Here is a 17499-nt window from a genome sequence, read left to right as displayed (position 1 = left end):
GAACGGTCGTGATTGCGTCACGCCGGTTTACTGGCAAACAGGCCCGGCAGCGCATGGGCCAACGCATTGATGGCAAAGCCGATAAACATCACCCCACAAAGCTTGGTGATGAGGATTTCATGCCGCTGATACACCGTGCGCACCCGCTGGGCGCCGACCACGCCAATCAGGATCGCGTAGGCCAGCACGCCACCGACGAAGCTGAGGAAGATCAGCGCAGGCAACATCGACCACGTCAGCAACTCGGCACGACTGGACAACAACGCCGTAAAGGTTGCAACCGCCACCGGGTATGCCTTGGGATTGGTCAGGCCGAACAGGATGCCGTGCCAGAACGGATGCCGCGCAGCGCCTTGCGGTGCATCGCTGCTGCGGCGCTGGGTGCGGATCGCACGCCAGCCGAGCCAGAACAGATACAGGCCGCTGAGCACGCCCAGCACATCAAATGCACCGCTGCCCACCTCCCGCGCACCAACGATGGCGATCAGCGCCGTGCTGCACCACACCACGTCGCCCAACAAGTGCCCACACAGAAAACCCGCCCCGGCGCGACGGCCACGGGCGGCGCCGATGCCGAATACGGCGAGGACGCCTGGACCCGGGGTAATACCGTAGATAAAACCTGAAGCGAGGACGGCGAGCAGCAAGGAGGGGGTCATGGGCGCGACTCTGACGGACGGTTAAGGGTGGAAAGATTCTGCATGTTCTACCTCGCAGCGCAATGCTGAACACACTTCTATATCAGTCAATACACCCCGCATCCGCCCCAGCAACCACTGCAACCCCGAATCCCCACCCCGCCGCACGTGCCACGCCAGCTCAAACGCGAACGACGGAATATGAAACGGCGGCGCCACCGCGACCAAATGCCGGTGATCGATGTTCAGCAAGCCCCGCGACGACACCGTCAAAATCAGATCCGTGCCCTGGATCAACTGCGGCGCCACGCCCCAGTGTGGCAGGCTGATCGCCACATGCCGGCGCTCACGGATTGCCGTCAATGCGCGCTCGATTTCCGGCGTGCCGCTGCCTCGCATTTCCAGCAACACATGGGGGCGCGAGAGGTAGGTGGGCAGGTCCAGCGTGCCACCCTCCGGCAAGCTGTTGCGGTCCACCAGGCAGGTGTAGTGCTCTTCAAACAGCGGTGTAGTCCGCAGTTCCGCCGGCATGTCAGGAAAGACCCCGGCAGCCAGGTCGAGATCGCCATTAAGCACCCCATCCACCATGCCCTCGCGGCTGGCCTGGATGATTTGCAGGTCAATACCCGGCGCTTCACGGCGCAGCATGCGCACCAAATCAGGTAGGAAAATCGCCGCACTGTAGTCCGACATTGCCAGGCGAAACCGCCGCTTGGCCGACGCCGGATCAAATTGATTGGGCGCCAGCAACGCCTGTACCTGGGCCAAGGCTTCGGCCAGTGGCGCCGCCAACTCCAAGGCGCGCGCGGTGGGTACCAAGCCGCCACCCTGGCGTACCAGCAACGGATCGCCGAGCACATCGCGCAAGCGCGCCAGCGCATGGCTGACCGCCGGCTGGCTAAGGTGCAAACGCTCGGCGGCGCGGGTGACGTGTTGCTCGCTGAGCAAGGCGTCGAGGACCACCAGCAGGTTGAGATCGATGCGGCGCAGATCATTCATCAGCTGCATGCTCGGCATAAGAACTTGGAATTTAAATTTGCGCGACGAATACCTTAGAGTCCAGCAAAACCTTTGGGAGATTCATGATGACCACATTGCATTGGCTGGGTTTATTGGCGCTGGCAGTGATCGCCGGAGCAGTGGTGCCGTTTCAGAGTGCGATCAACGCCAACCTCGGGCGTGGGCTCGGCCACCCGTTGTGGGCCACCCTGGCGTCGCTGCTGGTAAGCATTGTGGTGTTGCTGCCGGTGATTGTGGCGCTGCGCTTGCCCCTGCCGAGCCTGGGTTTTATCAGCAAGGCGCCGTTGTGGATGTGGGCCGGTGGCGCATTTGGCGTGTGTTTTATTTCCCTGGCGTTGATGCTGTTGCCCAAGCTCGGTGCGTCAGGATTTATTGCACTGGCCATGGCCGGGCAGATGCTCGCCTCGTTGCTGCTCGATCACTTTGGCCTGTTTGGGCTGGCGGAGCGCCAACTGACAACGCCCCGGGTGCTGGGGGCGTTGTTGTTGATTGGCGGGGTGGCGTTGATTCAGTTCAGCGCCACGCCAGCCAAGGCCTTGGCCGCAGCGTGATAATTCGTCAACGCTTGTCGGACGTACGCAGCTTTTGTGGCAGCCCCCACAACAACAGCGCAGCGGCGATCAACGCACACACACCAATCACGTAGAGCGCCGGGGTGGTGCTGCCGCTGATGTCCTTGATCCGCCCAACCATCACCGGGCTGACAATACCGCCCAGTTGTCCCAGGGTGTTGATCAAGGCAATCCCGCCCGCCGCACCGGCACCCGCGCCGGCCAGCAGTTTGGGCGGCAAGGTCCAGAAGGTCGGGATGGCAGCAATGATCCCCGCACCCAACAGGCCCAGCGCCACGATCAGGAACGTGGTGTGGTCGTCAAAGATACCGGCACAGAAAAACCCTACCGCGCCCAATGCCACCAACCCACTGACAAACTTGCGGCGTTCACCAGTGGCATCCGACCAGCGTCCTACCAGCACCATGGTGATCGCACCACAGATATAGGGGATGGCGGTCAGCAAGCCGATCACCACCGAGCTTTCGATACCGGTGCTGCGGATCAATTGCGGTGCCCAGAAGTTAAGGCCGTAGGACGCTACCTGGATCAGGAAGTAGATCAGCCCCAGCATCAGGAAACCGGGAATTCGCAGGGCCTGGAGCAGCGAGCCCTTCTTGTGGACCTCATGCACGGCGATGCGGCTGGAGAGCAAGGTTTTTTCTTCGGCGCTCAGCCACGGCGCATCTTCAATACGGTCCTTGAACTGCGTCAGCACCATCCACGCCAAGACCACACACGGCATACCGCCGAGCAGGAACAGCCAATGCCAGCCGCGCATTTGCAGCACACCGTCCATGTGCTCCAGCACCAGCCCGGAGAACGGCGCCCCCACCAGCCCGGCAAACGCCGAAGCGAGGAACAGCATCGAGGTAATACGCCCACGGAAGTCCTGGGGAAACCACAGCGTCAGGTAATACAGCACGCCCGGCGCAAAGCCTGCCTCCATGGCGCCAATCAGAAAGCGCAGCACGTAGAACTGCCACTCAGCCGTGACAAACACCATAGCCGCCGTCGCCAGCCCCCAGGACACCATGATCCGCGCGATCCACCGGCGAGCCCCGACCTTGTAGAGCATCATGTTGCTCGGCACTTCGAAAATCACATAGCCAACCACAAACAGCCCAGCCCCCAAGCCGTATGCAGTGTTGCTCAGGCCAAGGTCGGCCTGCAGCTGGAACTTGGCGAAGCTGATGTTGATACGGTCAAAAAAGGCGAACAGATAGCAGACCATGATCAGGGGCATCAGGCGCCAGGCGACCTTGTTGACCACGGCTTTGATCGGGTCGACTTCAACTGCCGGCCGCGCGCCGGCCTCTAACGGATTAGTGCTCATGTCTTCTCTCCAGCGGGCTGCTCACGGGCGCCCGATTGTTTTTGTTGTCTGGTGCGGGGTTACAGCGTGGCGATGTACGCCGGTGGTGGATGCAGGTCGCAATTGCGCCCGGCCTTGGCCACCTGGCCGGGCAATTCATGCCCCAGCAAGGCCGGCAATTGGCGGGACAGGTGCAGCAGGTGCGGCAAGTCGATCCCGGTGTGAATGCCCACTTCTTCGCACAGGTTGACCAGGTCTTCGGTGCAGATATTGCCCGACGCCCCCGGCGCAAACGGGCAGCCGCCAAGGCCGCCGAGGGCCGCGTCAAACCGCCGGGCCCCCGCCTCGTAGGCCGCCAGCACGTTGCACAACCCCAGGCCGCGGGTGTTGTGGAAATGCAGGGTCAGGTCAATGGCGGGCACGCGCTCCAGCACACGCTTGACCAGGCGCTCGACCTGACGCGGGTTGGCCATTCCGGTGGTATCGGCAAGGCTGATGCCCTGAATGCCCAGCTCGCGATAAGCATCGACAATCTGCAGCACGCGATCCTCATCGATCGCTCCTTCGAACGGGCAACCAAAGGTGGTGGCGATACTGGCGTTGAGGCGCACGGGATGGTCGGCGGCAAAGCTGACAATATCGCCGAACGCCGCCAACGACGCCTCGCATCGCATGCGCATATTGGCCAGGTTATGGGTCTGGCTGGCAGACATCACCAGATTCAACTCATCGGCGCGGGACTCGATGGCGCGTTGGGCGCCCTTGAGGTTGGGGATCAACGCCACGTAGATCACACCGGCCTTGCGCTGGATGCCCTGGAACACCTGCTCGCCATCGCGCAACGCGGGAATGGCCTTCGGTGACACGAACGAACCGGCTTCGATCCGCGAAAAACCGGCCAGTGAAAGCTGGTCGATCAGGGCGATCTTGTCGGCGGTCTCGACCCAGGTCGGCTCGATTTGCAGGCCGTCCCGCGGGGAGACTTCCTGCACGATCAGCGGGTCTGAATAGTCGTGAATCATTGCACCACTCCGGACGTTTTCAGGCGTTGAATGTCGGCGCCGGTAAGACCCAGGCTGCCAAGAATGTCATCCGTATGTTGGCCCAGGGCCGGACCCGACCAGTTCACCCCGCCAGGCGTTTGCGAGAGTTTGGGCACGATGCCGGGCATCTTCACCGACACGCCGCCGGGCAGCTCGGCGCTGAGCAACATGTCCCGCGCCTGATAGTGCGGATCGCTGACGATGTCCGCCACGGAATAGATGCGTCCGGCCGGCACTTCGGCGGCTTCCAGCGCGCTGAGTACCTGGTCGATGGGCAGGCTGCTGGTCCAGTGGGTGATCGCCGCATCGAGCAGCCCGCTCTTGGCGGCGCGGCCATCGTTATGGGCGAACTCCGGCGCTTCGCCCAGGTCGGCGCGACCGATGGCGTTCATCAGGCGCTTGTAGATCGGGTCGCTGTTGCCGGCAATCACCACGTAGGCGCCATCGGCGGTCAGGTAGGTGTTGGACGGCGCGATGCCGGGCAAGGCGCCGCCGCTGCGTTCACGCACATGGCCGAGCATGTCGTATTCGGGCACCAGGCTTTCCATCAGATTGAACACGCTTTCGGCCAGCGACACATCGACGATCTGCCCATCGCCCTGCCCGGTCTTGACCCGCAACAGCGACATCAGCGCGCCGATCACACCGTGCAGGGACGCGAGGGAATCCCCCAGGCTCACCCCGACCCGCGCCGGAGGCGAGTCCGGGTTGCCGGTGGTGTAGCGGATGCCGCCCATGGCCTCGCCAATGGCACCGAAGCCAGGACGGTCGCGATACGGGCCGGTCTGGCCATAGCCAGAGATGCGCACCAGGGTCAGCTTGGGGTTGAGGGCGTGCAACACGTCCCAGCCCAGGCCGAGTTTTTCCAGGCCACCGGGACGCAGGTTTTCGATCAGCACGTCGGCATCGCCGAGCAGTTGCTTGATCAGGTCCAGCCCTTCGCCGGACTTGAGGTCCAACGCCAGGGACTTCTTGTTGCGCGATTGCAGGTACCACCACAGCGACGTACCTTCATGCAGCTTTCGCCATTTGCGAAGTGGATCGCCCTGGCCAATGGCTTCGATCTTGATCACCTCGGCGCCAAACTCGGCCATCAGCCGGGCGGCGAACGGCGCGGCAATCAGCGTGCCGATCTCGATCACCTTGATACCGCTCAGGGGACCCGTCATGGTGTGGACCTCTTATTCTTGGAATGTGGCGCCAAGACTAGAGGGCCAATACAGCAGAAATCCAACCGTCAGTTGGCAAGTAGCGTTCGCGAAAGGCGAACGATCGAAGAATTATCTGTAGGACTCAGACGTATTGCTCAGGTAATCAAAGAGCAAACGACTCACTGGCGACAATTGCGCCTCATCACGTACCACCAGGATCAGGCTGCGATCCGACCAGGCATCCGTCAGCGGCACGGCATGCAAACCCAGGGCGCGGCCGAACAATTCGTACGCCTTGCGCGGCAGAATGCCGATGCCCATGTTCGCCTGGACCATCCGGCACATCGCATCAAACCCCGGCACATGAATACGCAGGCGCAGCATCTTGCCCGCCTCCCGTGCGGCGGCGTGGGTACGCATATTGATCGAGCTGGCGGCGTGCAGGCCGACATAGTCGCTGTCCAGGGTTTCGGCGAAGGCCAGGCTATCGCGGGCTGCCAAGGCGTGATCCGCGGGCATCAGCACCACCAGTTTGTCGAGGCGATAAATCACGCTGGGCAGGCCTTTGATGTCGGTGTCGCTGGAGCAGATCCCCAGGTCCGCCACGCCATCCAGCACACCCTGGACCACGCCGTTGCTGGGGCGCTCCTCCAGGTCGGTTTTGACCTGAGGGTGCAGTGCGGAAAAATCCCGCAGGTCTTCGGGAAGGAACTGAATGATCGCCGAGAGATTGGCCAGCATCCGCACATATCCGCGTACACCATGGCTGTGTTCGCCAAGTTCCAGGCCCATTTTCTCGACGTTGAACAGCATCTGCCGTGCATGGTGCAACAGGGTTTCACCGGCGGCCGTCAGGTCCATGCCCTTGGCCCGCCGCACAAACAGGTTGACGCCCAGCACCTGCTCCAACTCCATCAGCCGCTTGCTGGCAGCCGATACCGCGATGGCTTCGCGCGCAGCGGCGCGGGTCAGCGTGCCCTCTTCAAACACCGCGACAAACAGTTGCAGGGTGATCAAATCCAGGCGGCGCACCAGGCTCTTGTGCAACATCAGCGGCGCTCGCCGGCCAGTCGATTGATCTCGGCCTGCTCCACCACCGGTTGTGGCGCGCCCTGGCTCGCCACCTGCAACATCGCCCGGCCAACGGTCTCGGTGCTGACAACCCAACTTGGCTTGACCTGGCGTACAAGCGACAGCAACGGCCCGAGCACGGTATAAAACCCTTGGTACAACGGCGTCTTCGACCGCACCCCGTGCAGCGGCTGGATCACCCCTGGCCGGAACAGATACACCGCCTTGAACGGCAAGCGCAGCAAGGCATTCTCGGTCTTGCCCTTGACCCGCGCCCACATCGACTTACCCGCCTCGGAACTGTCCGTACCGGCGCCGGACACATAGATAAACGTCATCTGCGGATTGAGCCGCGCCAAAGTGCTGGCCGCGACCAACGTCAGGTCGTAGGTGAGGTGGGTGTACTGGGTTTCACTCATGCCCGCCGACGAAACGCCGAGGCAGAAGAAGCACGCATCAAAACCTTGCAGCAGGTTTTCCAGGGGTTGGAAATCCAGCATGTCGCTGTGCAACACCTGATGCAGCTTGCCGTGTTCCTGGGTCAGGGGCGTGCGGCCAACCGCGACCACTTCCTGCACGTCAGCGGCCAGCAGGCATTCACGCAGAACACCTTGGCCGACCATGCCGGTGGCGCCGAATAACAGAACTCTCATAGGGGGACCTCAGCGGCAAGCCGCAAGCTCAAGCTTCAAGTTGAATGCGATTTCACTTGTAGCTTAACGCTTGCGGCTCGTCACTGCCCCGCTAGAAAGCGCTGCGAAAGATCTCTTCTATCTGCCTTTGATCCGCGCGCCGTGGGTTGGTCAGCCCGCACGCATCCTTCAAGGCGTTGGTGGCGAGCAGCGGGATGTCCTGCAACTTGGCGCCCAGTTCACGCAGGCCAGCGGGGATGTCGACGTCCTGGGACAAACTGCGAATCGCCGCGATGGCCGCCTGGGCGCCCTCTTCCACGGTGATGCCCTTGACGTCGGCGCCCAGGGCGCGGCCCACGTCGCACAAGCGTTTGGCGCTGACGCTGGCGTTGAAGCTCTGCACATGGGGCAGTAGGACAGCGTTGCACACGCCGTGGGGCAAATCGTACAAGCCGCCCAGTTGGTGGGCCATGGCGTGCACAAAGCCCAGCGACGCGTTGTTGAACGCCATACCGGCGAGGAACTGCGCATACGCCATGTTTTCCCGCGCGGCCTTGTCGCTGCCGTCGCGCACGGCCAGGCGCAGGTTGGCACTGATCAGTTCGATGGCCTTGATCGCGCAAGCGTCAGTGATCGGCGTGGCGGCAGTGGACACGTAGGCTTCGATGGCGTGGGTCAAGGCGTCCATGCCGGTGGCGGCGGTGAGGCCCTTGGGCATGCCGACCATCAATGCCGGGTCGTTGACCGACAGCAGCGGCGTGACGTTACGGTCGACGATGGCCATTTTCACGTGGCGGGTTTCGTCGGTAATGATGCAGAAACGGGTCATCTCGCTGGCGGTGCCGGCGGTGGTGTTGATGGCCACCAGCGGCAGTTGCGGCTTGCTCGATTGGTCGACCCCTTCGTAGTCGCCGATATGCCCGCCATTGGTGGCGCACAGGGCGATGCCCTTGGCGCAGTCGTGCGGCGAACCGCCGCCCAGGGACACCACAAAATCGCAGGCGCTCGCCTGCAAGAGCGCCAGGCCGTTCTCGACGTTTTCCACGTTGGGGTTGGGTTTGGCGCCGTCGTAGATCACCGAGTCGATGTCCTGCATCGCCAGTTTCTCGGCGATCATGTGGGCCACGCCCGCCTTGGCCAAGCCGGCGTCGGTGACGATCAGCGCCTTGCGAAAGCCGTAGTTGCGAATGGCAGTCATGGCTTCGTCGAGGCAATCAGTGCCCATGATGTTGACGGCGGGAATAAAGAAGGTGCTGCTCATGGCGAATCCTCAGAGGCTTTATGCCTACAGAATCAACCCGTGGCGCGCAGCGCATCTTGATCAGGATCAACGCCCGCTCGTGATAAAGTCACCGCCCAGCCGATTTCGAGTAGACCCGCCGCAATGAAGGATTTCCAGGATATTGACGCCCACCTTGAAGACTGGAGCGCCCTGCGCAGCGCGATCGACTTCAGCGGGATTCTGATCGGCAACGGCGCCAGCCGTACGATTTGGGAAGACTTTGCCTACGACTCGCTGTTCGAAAACGCCCGCACCGTCGAAGAAAAGCCCCTGAGCCAATCCGAGCTCAGCGTGTTCGATGCGCTGCAAACCCGCAGTTTCGAGCAAGCCCTGGGTGCCCTGAAAACCACCAGCCGGGTCAACAAGGCGCTGGCAGTCAGCTCGGCGGCGCCGCGCAATCGCTACTACGCGATCAAGGAAGCGCTGATCAATACCATCCACGCCGTGCATATCCCCTGGCGCCTGGTGCAACCGTCGACATTGGCGACGATCAACCGCGAACTGGCAAGCTACTCCACGGTATTCACGAGCAACTACGACTTGCTCAACTACTGGGCGATTCTGCACGCGCCGGGCATTGACGACCTGTTCCGCAGCGCCGACGCCAGCTTCGACCTGCGCAACACCCGCACCGACGCCACGCGCATCCTCTACCTGCACGGCGGTCTGCACCTGGTGCGCAACCTCGACGGCACCGCACGCAAGCTGCCGACCACCGACAGCACCTTGCTCAGCAGCTTTGCGATCAACAACACGATCAAGACCCTCGACGATGTGCCACTGTTTGTCAGCGAGGGCAAGGTTGAAGAGAAGCTCAAGACCATCCGCAGTTCGGATTACCTGTCGTTCTGCTATGAGCAATTGCTGACCCATGAAGGGGCGTTGTGCATCTTCGGCCACGAATTGGGGGCACAGGACAAACACTTGGTGGATGCGATTCGCCAGGCGGGATTGACCACCTTGGCGATTTCGGTGTCGGGACGCAGTGATGGGTTTATTCGTCAGCAGAAGCGGCGGTATTCGCAGCTATTCGAGGGAACCGATGTGGAACTGAGGTTCTTTGCCGCGCGTACCCATGCGTTGGGCAATCCTGCACTGTCCGTGCCCGTCGAACGCTGAGAAAAATGTGGGAGGGGCGTGGCCCCGATGCCGGAGTGTCAGCCACTGCATGCGTTGGCTGAACCAGGGTCATCGAGGGCAAGGCCTCTCCCACTTTTTTAGAGACAAATAGCAATAGTTCTCGATACCATTCGCGACTTTCCTACGTCGCGCTTCGTCAAGAAGGATATTCATGTCTCGCCCCAAGCCCGACCCGCTGTCGGCCGATGCCTTTCGCGGGTTCTATACAGATATTCTGTATTTCCTGCGCAAACGCACGGACAACGCCAGCGACGCTGCGGACATGACCCAGGACGTCTTCACCCAATGGCTGGACTACCGCGACCGCGCCAAGGTCGAGCAGCCGCGGGCGTTTCTGTTCCAGATGGCACGCAACCTGCTGCGTGATCACTGGCGCAAACAGAAGGTGCGCCATACCGTCCACAGCGATCAGGCCGAACGGGATGCCGAGCCGGTCACCGACGAGCACAACGAGCCCATGGCCGCCGTGCAGCGCTTGCAACGCCTGGAACAGTTGAAAGAAGTCCTCGCCGAGCTCTCGCCCCGCCGCCGAGAAGCCCTTATGCTGCACCGCTTCGAAGGCCTGAGCCAGGCGCAGATCGCCGAACGCATGGGGATTTCCACCAGCATGGTGGAAAAACACATCGCCTTCGCCCTCCTGCATTGCAAGCGACGCCTTCAACACGAACCCGGCACGGAGCAGCCAGAATGAACCGCCTGAGCGACACAGACGCAATGGACATCGAAGAGATCGACTCTATCGACGCCCAAGCCGCCAGTTGGTTTACCCGCAACCGCAACGACCCCGACCGTACCGAGCGCAAGGCCTTTGCCGCCTGGCAGGCCGAGCCTGCACATGCCCGCGCCTATGCCGAGTTCGAGCAACTGTGGGCCGACCTCGCCCAATTGCAGCAACTGAACAAACCCGTGGCGCTGCCCAAGCGCAAAGCGCCGATGTGGCGCCCGGCTCTGGCGGTGGCCGCCGCGTTGGTCTGCGCCGTGCTGGCCAACAGGATCGACACGCCACGCGAGCTTTTTCACACCCAGGTTGCCGCCCACGCCAAGGGCATGCGCACGTTGAACCTGCCCGATGGCAGCACCTTGTATGTAAACGCCAACACCCGCGTGCGCGTGGATTTCAGCGCCTACCAGCGCATTCTTCACCTGGACAAAGGCCAGTTGTACATAGAGGTCGCGCCTGACAAGGAACGCCCACTGTTCGTACAAGCCGGCGCAGCGAATGTACGGGTGGTTGGCACCGGTTTTGACGTGCGCCGCAGCCAGCAGCAACTGGTGGTCAGCGTCGCCCATGGCCAGGTCGCCTTCGCACCCGATGCCAAAAGCCCCGTCGCACTGCTCGGAGCCCAACAACGCGCCACCTTCAACTACGCCAAGGGCACCCTGCAGCAGCAAAGCCTCACCGGCGAAGAAGTCGCCGACTGGCGCAGCGGGCACCTGGCATTTCGCAATCGCGAGCTGGCCAGCCTGATCGACGAACTGGGCCTTTACCGCCCGCAAGCCCCGATGCAGGTCAGCCATGCCGTGGCGCAACTGAAGGTCTCGGGCAACCTCGACGTAAACGATCCGGACGCCCTGCTCAGCGCCCTCCCGGCCCTGCTGCCGGTAAAAACCGTGACCTCAGCCGATGGCATCATCAGGATCGATGCAAGCAAATAACACCTATTTGAGAATATTTTTCATTCGCAGGTGTGGATTTATTTACCTGCCCCGTCTCCCTCCGGTCTGCATTTGATACGCACACCTTTTGGCTAGTTAGCCGCACCGGGGGATTTCATGTTTCGCGCGCCTTGCCACGCTTCGCACCTGTTTCTTCGACCGACCCTCATCGCCAGTTGCCTGGCGTTCAGCCTCAGCGCCCAGGCGGATTCGCTCAAGCTGCAACTGCCCGCCCAGGCGCTGGCCACGTCTCTGAGCCAAGTGGCGCAGCAGGCTAAAATCCAGCTGCTGTTCGATGAAACGCTGCTCAAGAACGTGCAGGCGCCAGCGCTCGACGGCGACTTCACCCCGGAAGTGGCCATTCGCACCCTGCTCAAAAACGGTGAATTTACCCTGATCAGGGTCGGCAGCACCTACGTGGTCAAGCCCGAAGACCCCAAGACCACCAACAGCGGCGCCGTGCAACTGGATGCCCTGAGCGTGATCGGCACCGGCAACAAGGTCGACTCCACCACCGTCGGCCGCTCAACCCTGCGCCAGGCCGACATCGACCGCTACCAGCCCAACAACATCCCATCGCTGTTGCAGACCCTGCCTGGTGTGTTCATGGGCGGCTCGTCCAAGCCGGGCGGGCAGACCATCAACATTCGCGGCTTCGGCGAGGCCGAAGACGTACCGATGTCGGTGGATGGCGCGACCAAGAGCGGTTTTGAGCGCTACCAGCAAGGCACGGTGTTTATCGAGCCCGAGCTGATCAAGAGCGTCGAAGTGGAGAAAGGCCCCTACTCGGCCTTCACCGGCAACGGCGGCTTTGGCGGCTCGATCATCATGGAAACCAAGGACGCCCCCGACCTGCTGGAAGACGGCCGCGACGCCGGCGCCATGCTCAAGTACGGCTACGCCAGCAACGACCACGAGCAGGTCTATAGCTCAGCCGTCTACGGCCGCACCGACGACGGCCGCTTCGATGCGCTCGCCTACCTGACCCAGCGCGACGGCGGCGACATGAAACTGGCCGGCACCCCGCCCGATCCCGACAACAAGTTCCCGATCAACCCCAAGCGCCTGCCCAACAGCGCCCAGGATGTGGACGGCAAGCTGTTCAAGGTCAACGCGCACTTCACCGATGAACACAGCATGGGGTTGTCGTACTCGCGCGCGAGCAGCGAGCGCTGGACGCCGTTCTCGGCCAAAAGCTATCCCACACCGCCGCTGCAATCGGCCATCGACCGCTATGGCTACGAGGGCGCACTGAAGCGCTTCCTGGCCAACCGCACCACCGTCGACACCACCTACTCCGGCAAGTACCTCTACCAGCCGCTGGACAACCCGCTGATCGACTTGAAGCTCAGCTACTCGGTGTCCCGCACCGACCAGACCGACGAGCGCAACGAGGACGCCTCGTTCAGCCTGGCCACCGGCGGGCGCAAGATGGACACTGCCTACGGCGACAAGATCCTGGAGTTGCGCAACACCAGCCTGTTCAACACCGGGCCGCTGGAACACGCGCTGACCACCGGCGTGCAGATCCGCAAGCACAAGCGTGAAACCGAAAGCTGGATGCCGGGCGCCACCTACAACACCGCCAAGTACAACTACGGGCATTTCCAGCCGTACTTCATGCCCCACGGCAAAGTCGACACCCATTCGTTCTACGTGCAGGACGCGGTGACGATCGGCGACGTGACCATCACCCCGTCCCTGCGCTATGACCATGTGCGCAACCGCGGCGAAGCCAACGACGCGCCGTACTACAGCAACCCCGATCCCAGCATCGGCCACGACTACAGCGACAAAACCTACACAGGTTGGTCGCCGCGCCTGGCCGCCTACTGGGCCATCACCCCGGATGTGGCGATGTTCGCCAGCTGGAACAAAACCTGGCGCGCCCCGGTGATCGACGAACAATACGAAGTGCAAGGCCTCGGCAGCCGCACGTCCACCAGCCTCAACCTCAAGCCGGAGCGCATCACGGCGATCACGGCGGGTAACGTCACCAACTTCTCCAACCTCATCGGCCATGGCGACAACCTGCAACTGCGCACCACGCTGTTCCATAACCGCATCGAAGACGAAATCTTCAAGGCCACGGGCATCGGCTGCGACCGGCAAAACAGCGTGTCCGGCACCATCGACAGCGTCTGCACCAGCGCCGACATGGCGGCCAAGACCAACTACCGCAACGTCGGTGGCATGACCATCAAGGGCTTCGAGCTGGAAGCCTATTACGACTCGACTTACGTGTTCGGCTCGGTGACCTACTCCTGGGCCACCGGCAAACGCGACAACCCCTACACCAACCCGTGGGCCACCAGCACCCACGTGTACGCGCGAGATATTCCACCGGCCAAATGGGTGCTGATGATGGGCAACAAGATCCCGGCGTGGGACGCGCAGGTCGGCTGGACCGCGCAGTTCGTGCGCAAGACCGACCGCCTGCCCAGCGACAAATACTCCGGCGGCTTCAACAGCAGCGTGGGCGACACGTTCTACGACCAATACGCCAACGACGACTACGCCAGCATGGGCCTGTTCGCCAACTGGAAGCCGCAGCAAGCCGGCCTGAAAGGCACCGAGGTCAACTTCACCGTCGATAACCTGCTCAACAACAACTACCGCCCGGCACTCAGCGGCGACCGCGCCTACAGCGAAGGGCGCAACGCGAAGATCAGCATTACGCGGTTCTTCTAACCGAGCGAGCCGGTCGAGTGGGAGCTGGCTTTTGTGGGAGCTGGCTTGCCTGCGATAGCATCACCTCGGTGCAACAGGCATACCGAGGTGCCTGCATCGCGGGCAAGCCCGGCTCCCACCCAAGCCCAGTTCCCTACACAAACCCGGTTCCTCCAGCATGCAACTGTACGGATAAATCCGCACCCAGCTGTAGGCCCTTGATCGGCGGGGGTTGTGGCTAGATGGGCTTCCCTTGAAGCCCTATCGATTTCGGTCCCACTCCATGAGCTCGCGCGAAAACACCGGCATGGCCCTTGGCCTGCTGGGCGTCATCATCTTCAGTCTGACCCTGCCCTTCACCCGCATCGTGGTGCAGGAAATCCACCCGTTGCTCAACGGCCTCGGCCGTGCGTTGTTCGCGGCGATCCCGGCGGCAGCGTTGTTGCTGTGGCGCCGTGAACAGTGGCCGAGCTGGCGCCAGGTGCGCGGGCTGTGCCTGGTGATTGCCGGGGTGATCCTGGGCTTTCCGGTGCTGTCGGCGTGGGCCATGCAAACCCTGCCGGCGTCCCACGGCGCGCTGGTCAACGGCCTGCAACCGCTGTGTGTGGCGCTGTATGCGGCGTGGCTGTCCCACGAGCGGCCGTCAAAAGCCTTCTGGGCCTGCGCGGCGCTGGGCAGTGGGCTGGTGTTGAGTTATGCCTTGATCACCGGCGCGGGCAGTATCCAGGCGGGCGACTTGCTGATGCTCGGCGCCATCGCCGTGGGCGGACTCGGGTATGCCGAAGGTGGCCGCCTGGCCAAGGAGATGGGCGGCTGGCAGGTGATCTGCTGGGCGCTGGTGCTGTCGACGCCGCTGTTGATCGGCCCGGTGTGGTACTTGGCGGCGCAGCATCAAGGCGCGGTGTCGATGCGTGCGTGGAGGGCGTTTGGGTATGTGTCGCTGTTCTCGCAGTTCCTGGGGTTCTTCGCCTGGTACGCCGGGTTGGCCATGGGCGGCATTGCGCGGGTCAGCCAGATTCAGCTGTTGCAGATCTTCTTCACCATCGCGTTTTCGGCATTGTTCTTTGGCGAACACATTGAGCCGATTACCTGGGTGTTTGCCTGTGGGGTGATTGTGACGGTGATGCTGGGGCGCAAGACTTCGGTGCAGCCTGCGCCTGCTCTCAAGCCAGACACGGTCTAAATGTGGGAGCGGGCTTGCTCGCGAATGCGGTGTGTCAGTCACACATTTTTAAACTGATCCACCGCGTTCGCGAGCAAGCCCGCTCCCACACAAGCCCACTCCCACAGGGGATAGCTGTTCAGTTCAGGTAGCCATCCGCACTCAGCAGGGTTTCCAGGCAGTGTTCGGTGATGTGGTAGAACGCCTTCAGCTCCTGGATTTTTTCCAGCAACTGCGCGTTATCCAGCGGCTGCTCACGCTTGACCGCCAGAATCATCTTGTTTTTGTTGGTGTGATCCAACGAGATGAATTCAAACACCTTGGTTTCATACCCGCACGCTTCGAGGAACAACGCACGCAAGCTGTCGGTCACCATCTCGGCCTGCTGCCCCAGGTGCAAGCCGTATTGCAGCATCGGCTTCAACAGCGCCGGGCTCTGGATCTGCAGGCGGATCTGCTTGTGGCAGCACGGCGAGCACATGATGATCGACGCGCCGGAACGGATGCCGGTGTGGATCGCATAGTCGGTGGCGATGTCGCAGGCGTGCAGAGCGATCATCACGTCCAGTTCGCTCGGCGCCACGCTGCGCACATCGCCACATTTGAACACCAGCCCCGGATGTTCCAGGCGCGCGGCGGCGCTGTTGCACAACGTCACCATGTCTTCGCGCAACTCGACGCCCGTCACCTCGCCTTCGGCCTTGAGGGTGTTGCGCAGGTAATCGTGGATGGCGAAGGTCAGGTAACCCTTGCCCGAGCCGAAATCGGCGACGCGCACCGGGCGGTCCAGTTTGAGCGGTGAGCTGGTCAGCGCATGGCTGAACACTTCGATGAACTTGTTGATCTGCTTCCACTTGCGCGACATCGACGGGATCAGCGCCTGCTTGGCGTCGGTCACGCCCAGGTCAGCGAGGAATGGCCGGCTGAGGTCGAGGAAGCGATTCTTCTCACGGTTGTGCTCGGCGCTCGGCGCCTCGCGCAGTTGCTGCGGCTTGCTTTTGAACAGCGAGCTTTTGTTCTTCTTGCTGTATTCCAGCTGGGCTTCGTCGGTCAACGACAGTAAGTGCGCGTTCTTGAACTGCGCCGGCAGCAGCGCGGCAATCGTCGCCACGCCCTCGGCCACGGGGAAGTTCTTGGTGATGTCGCGGGTTTTATAGCGATAGACGAAGGACAGGCACGCCTGCTCCTTGACCGTCACCGCCTTGATGATCAGGCGCTGCAACTCGGCTTCGTCACCGACGTACTTGGCCAGCACCAGCTTGATAAAGGCGTTCTGCGTGAGGCTTGTGCCGAGCAGTTCGATGAACTGGGCGTGGTGGTCGCTGACAGGTTGAGCGGTGACAGACATGAACAAAAACGCCTCGGGCTGGGAATGCCGGGCATTTTAGGGGGGACGGGGCTTCAGGGCACGGGGTTATTTGACTAACGGTAATTGTATTGCCGACACAACACCCAATGTGGGAGCGGGCTTGCTCGCGAATGCGGTGGATCAGACAATGAATCTGTTGACTGACACACCGCATTCGCGAGCAAGCCCGCTCCCACATTTTTAGTTGAGCACGATCAGGCGATTGGGCAATTCATTGCGGGTTTGCGTCACCGGCACATGCACCTTCAACAACTCACCACACGCTTCGATGCAGTCGATAAAGCCCGCCAGCGTCTGCCCCTGCTTCACCTGTTGGGTAAACGCCTGCACGATGGCATTCCAGCTGCTGTCATCCAGGCGCTTGGAAATCCCGTCATCCACCAGGATCTCCACATACCGCTCCGCCTCGCTGACAAAAATCAGCACGCCGGTGCTGCCCAGGGTGTGGTGCAGGTTCTGCTCCAGGAACTGTCGGCGCGCCAGGTTGGATGCGCGCCAATGGCGCACCGAACGCGGGATCAAGCGCGTGGTGACCTTGGGCAAGCGGAACACCAGGCACAACACGATGAACGTCGCCCACTGCGCCAGCAGCAAGGTGTACATGGTCATGTAGCCCGACAGGTAATGCACCACGCCGGGCACCACCAGCGCGATCAGACTGGCCCACAACAGCGGGATGTAGGCGTAATCGTCGGCGCGGGCCGCCAGTACCGTCACCAGTTCCGCGTCGGTGGTTTTCTCCACGCGGGCGATGGCTTCGGCGACTTGGCGCTGCTCGTGTTCAGTCAGTAATGCCATG

At 62.1% G+C, this 17499-nt stretch carries 16 protein-coding genes; 6 read left to right on the top strand and 10 right to left on the bottom strand.

Annotated features, from left to right (window positions below):
- Positions 1-17: 17 nt before the first annotated feature.
- A complete protein-coding gene (locus AC3ISR_RS07520; protein ID WP_192299241.1) occupies positions 18-659 on the bottom strand; it encodes a LysE family translocator in 642 nt (213 codons plus the stop codon).
- A 21-nt stretch (positions 660-680) separates the two neighbouring features.
- On the bottom strand, positions 681-1646 hold the full coding sequence (locus AC3ISR_RS07515) for a LysR family transcriptional regulator (RefSeq protein ID WP_463984411.1): 966 nt from the start codon (positions 1644-1646) through the stop codon (positions 681-683).
- 77 nt (positions 1647-1723) lie between these two features.
- On the opposite strand from AC3ISR_RS07515, the gene AC3ISR_RS07510 reads away from it, so the two are divergent.
- The gene (locus AC3ISR_RS07510; RefSeq protein ID WP_192299243.1) at positions 1724-2209 is read left to right on the top strand and encodes a DMT family transporter; all 486 of its coding nucleotides are present in this window, start codon (positions 1724-1726) and stop codon (positions 2207-2209) included.
- A gap of 7 nt (positions 2210-2216) precedes the next feature.
- Here AC3ISR_RS07510 and AC3ISR_RS07505 read toward each other — a convergent pair whose 3' ends face one another.
- The 6 genes from AC3ISR_RS07505 to yiaY all read right to left on the bottom strand — a co-directional run bounded on the left by AC3ISR_RS07505 (position 2217) and on the right by yiaY (position 8682).
- Positions 2217-3545, bottom strand: coding sequence for an MFS transporter (locus AC3ISR_RS07505; protein WP_192299244.1), 1329 nt, complete (start codon positions 3543-3545; stop codon positions 2217-2219).
- A 59-nt stretch (positions 3546-3604) separates the two neighbouring features.
- Positions 3605-4546, bottom strand: a complete 942-nt coding sequence (locus tag AC3ISR_RS07500; protein WP_489324671.1) for a hydroxymethylglutaryl-CoA lyase — start codon at positions 4544-4546, stop codon at positions 3605-3607.
- Entirely contained in the window at positions 4543-5736 is a 1194-nt protein-coding gene (locus AC3ISR_RS07495) for a CaiB/BaiF CoA transferase family protein (protein WP_192299246.1), read from the bottom strand. The genes AC3ISR_RS07500 and AC3ISR_RS07495 overlap by 4 nt, the downstream gene beginning before the upstream one ends.
- A gap of 111 nt (positions 5737-5847) precedes the next feature.
- The gene (locus tag AC3ISR_RS07490; protein ID WP_192299247.1) at positions 5848-6768 is read right to left on the bottom strand and encodes a LysR family transcriptional regulator; all 921 of its coding nucleotides are present in this window, start codon (positions 6766-6768) and stop codon (positions 5848-5850) included.
- The gene (locus tag AC3ISR_RS07485) at positions 6768-7442 is read right to left on the bottom strand and encodes an NAD(P)H-binding protein (RefSeq protein WP_463984409.1); all 675 of its coding nucleotides are present in this window, start codon (positions 7440-7442) and stop codon (positions 6768-6770) included. Before AC3ISR_RS07485 ends, AC3ISR_RS07490 begins: the two co-directional genes overlap by 1 nt.
- 91 nt (positions 7443-7533) lie before the next feature.
- Positions 7534-8682, bottom strand: coding sequence for an L-threonine dehydrogenase (gene yiaY, locus AC3ISR_RS07480; protein ID WP_192299249.1), 1149 nt, complete (start codon positions 8680-8682; stop codon positions 7534-7536).
- Positions 8683-8805: 123 nt separating this feature from the next.
- Here yiaY and AC3ISR_RS07475 point away from each other — a divergent pair, with 123 nt between their 5' ends.
- The 5 genes from AC3ISR_RS07475 (at position 8806) to AC3ISR_RS07455 (ending at position 15352) form a co-directional block, all read left to right on the top strand.
- Positions 8806-9822 carry a DUF4917 family protein gene (locus tag AC3ISR_RS07475; RefSeq protein ID WP_192299250.1) on the top strand — a complete coding sequence of 339 codons (1017 nt, stop codon included), beginning with the start codon at positions 8806-8808 and terminating at the stop codon, positions 9820-9822.
- Positions 9823-9994: 172 nt separating this feature from the next.
- On the top strand, positions 9995-10534 hold the full coding sequence (locus AC3ISR_RS07470; RefSeq protein ID WP_305392229.1) for an RNA polymerase sigma factor: 540 nt from the start codon (positions 9995-9997) through the stop codon (positions 10532-10534).
- Positions 10531-11499, top strand: coding sequence for a FecR family protein (locus AC3ISR_RS07465; protein WP_463984408.1), 969 nt, complete (start codon positions 10531-10533; stop codon positions 11497-11499). The genes AC3ISR_RS07470 and AC3ISR_RS07465 overlap by 4 nt, the downstream gene beginning before the upstream one ends.
- Positions 11500-11616: 117 nt before the next feature.
- Positions 11617-14190 carry a TonB-dependent receptor gene (locus AC3ISR_RS07460; RefSeq protein ID WP_463984407.1) on the top strand — a complete coding sequence of 858 codons (2574 nt, stop codon included), beginning with the start codon at positions 11617-11619 and terminating at the stop codon, positions 14188-14190.
- A gap of 262 nt (positions 14191-14452) precedes the next feature.
- Entirely contained in the window at positions 14453-15352 is a 900-nt protein-coding gene (locus AC3ISR_RS07455) for a DMT family transporter (RefSeq protein WP_463984406.1), read from the top strand.
- A 118-nt stretch (positions 15353-15470) separates the two neighbouring features.
- On the opposite strand, the gene AC3ISR_RS07450 is transcribed toward AC3ISR_RS07455, so the two are convergent.
- Together AC3ISR_RS07450 and AC3ISR_RS07445 are read right to left on the bottom strand one after the other, a co-directional pair.
- Positions 15471-16679 carry a class I SAM-dependent methyltransferase gene (locus tag AC3ISR_RS07450; protein WP_463984405.1) on the bottom strand — a complete coding sequence of 403 codons (1209 nt, stop codon included), beginning with the start codon at positions 16677-16679 and terminating at the stop codon, positions 15471-15473.
- Between the two features lie 201 nt (positions 16680-16880).
- Positions 16881-17498: a TPM domain-containing protein gene (locus AC3ISR_RS07445; protein ID WP_192299256.1), complete on the bottom strand. Its 618-nt coding sequence runs from the start codon at positions 17496-17498 to the stop codon at positions 16881-16883.
- Position 17499 lies beyond the last annotated feature (1 nt).

It is taken from the genome of Pseudomonas sp. GL_117, assembly GCF_057835125.1.
The sequence above is the reverse complement of the archived record's forward strand: the minus strand, read 5'-3'. Positions and strand labels throughout refer to the sequence as shown.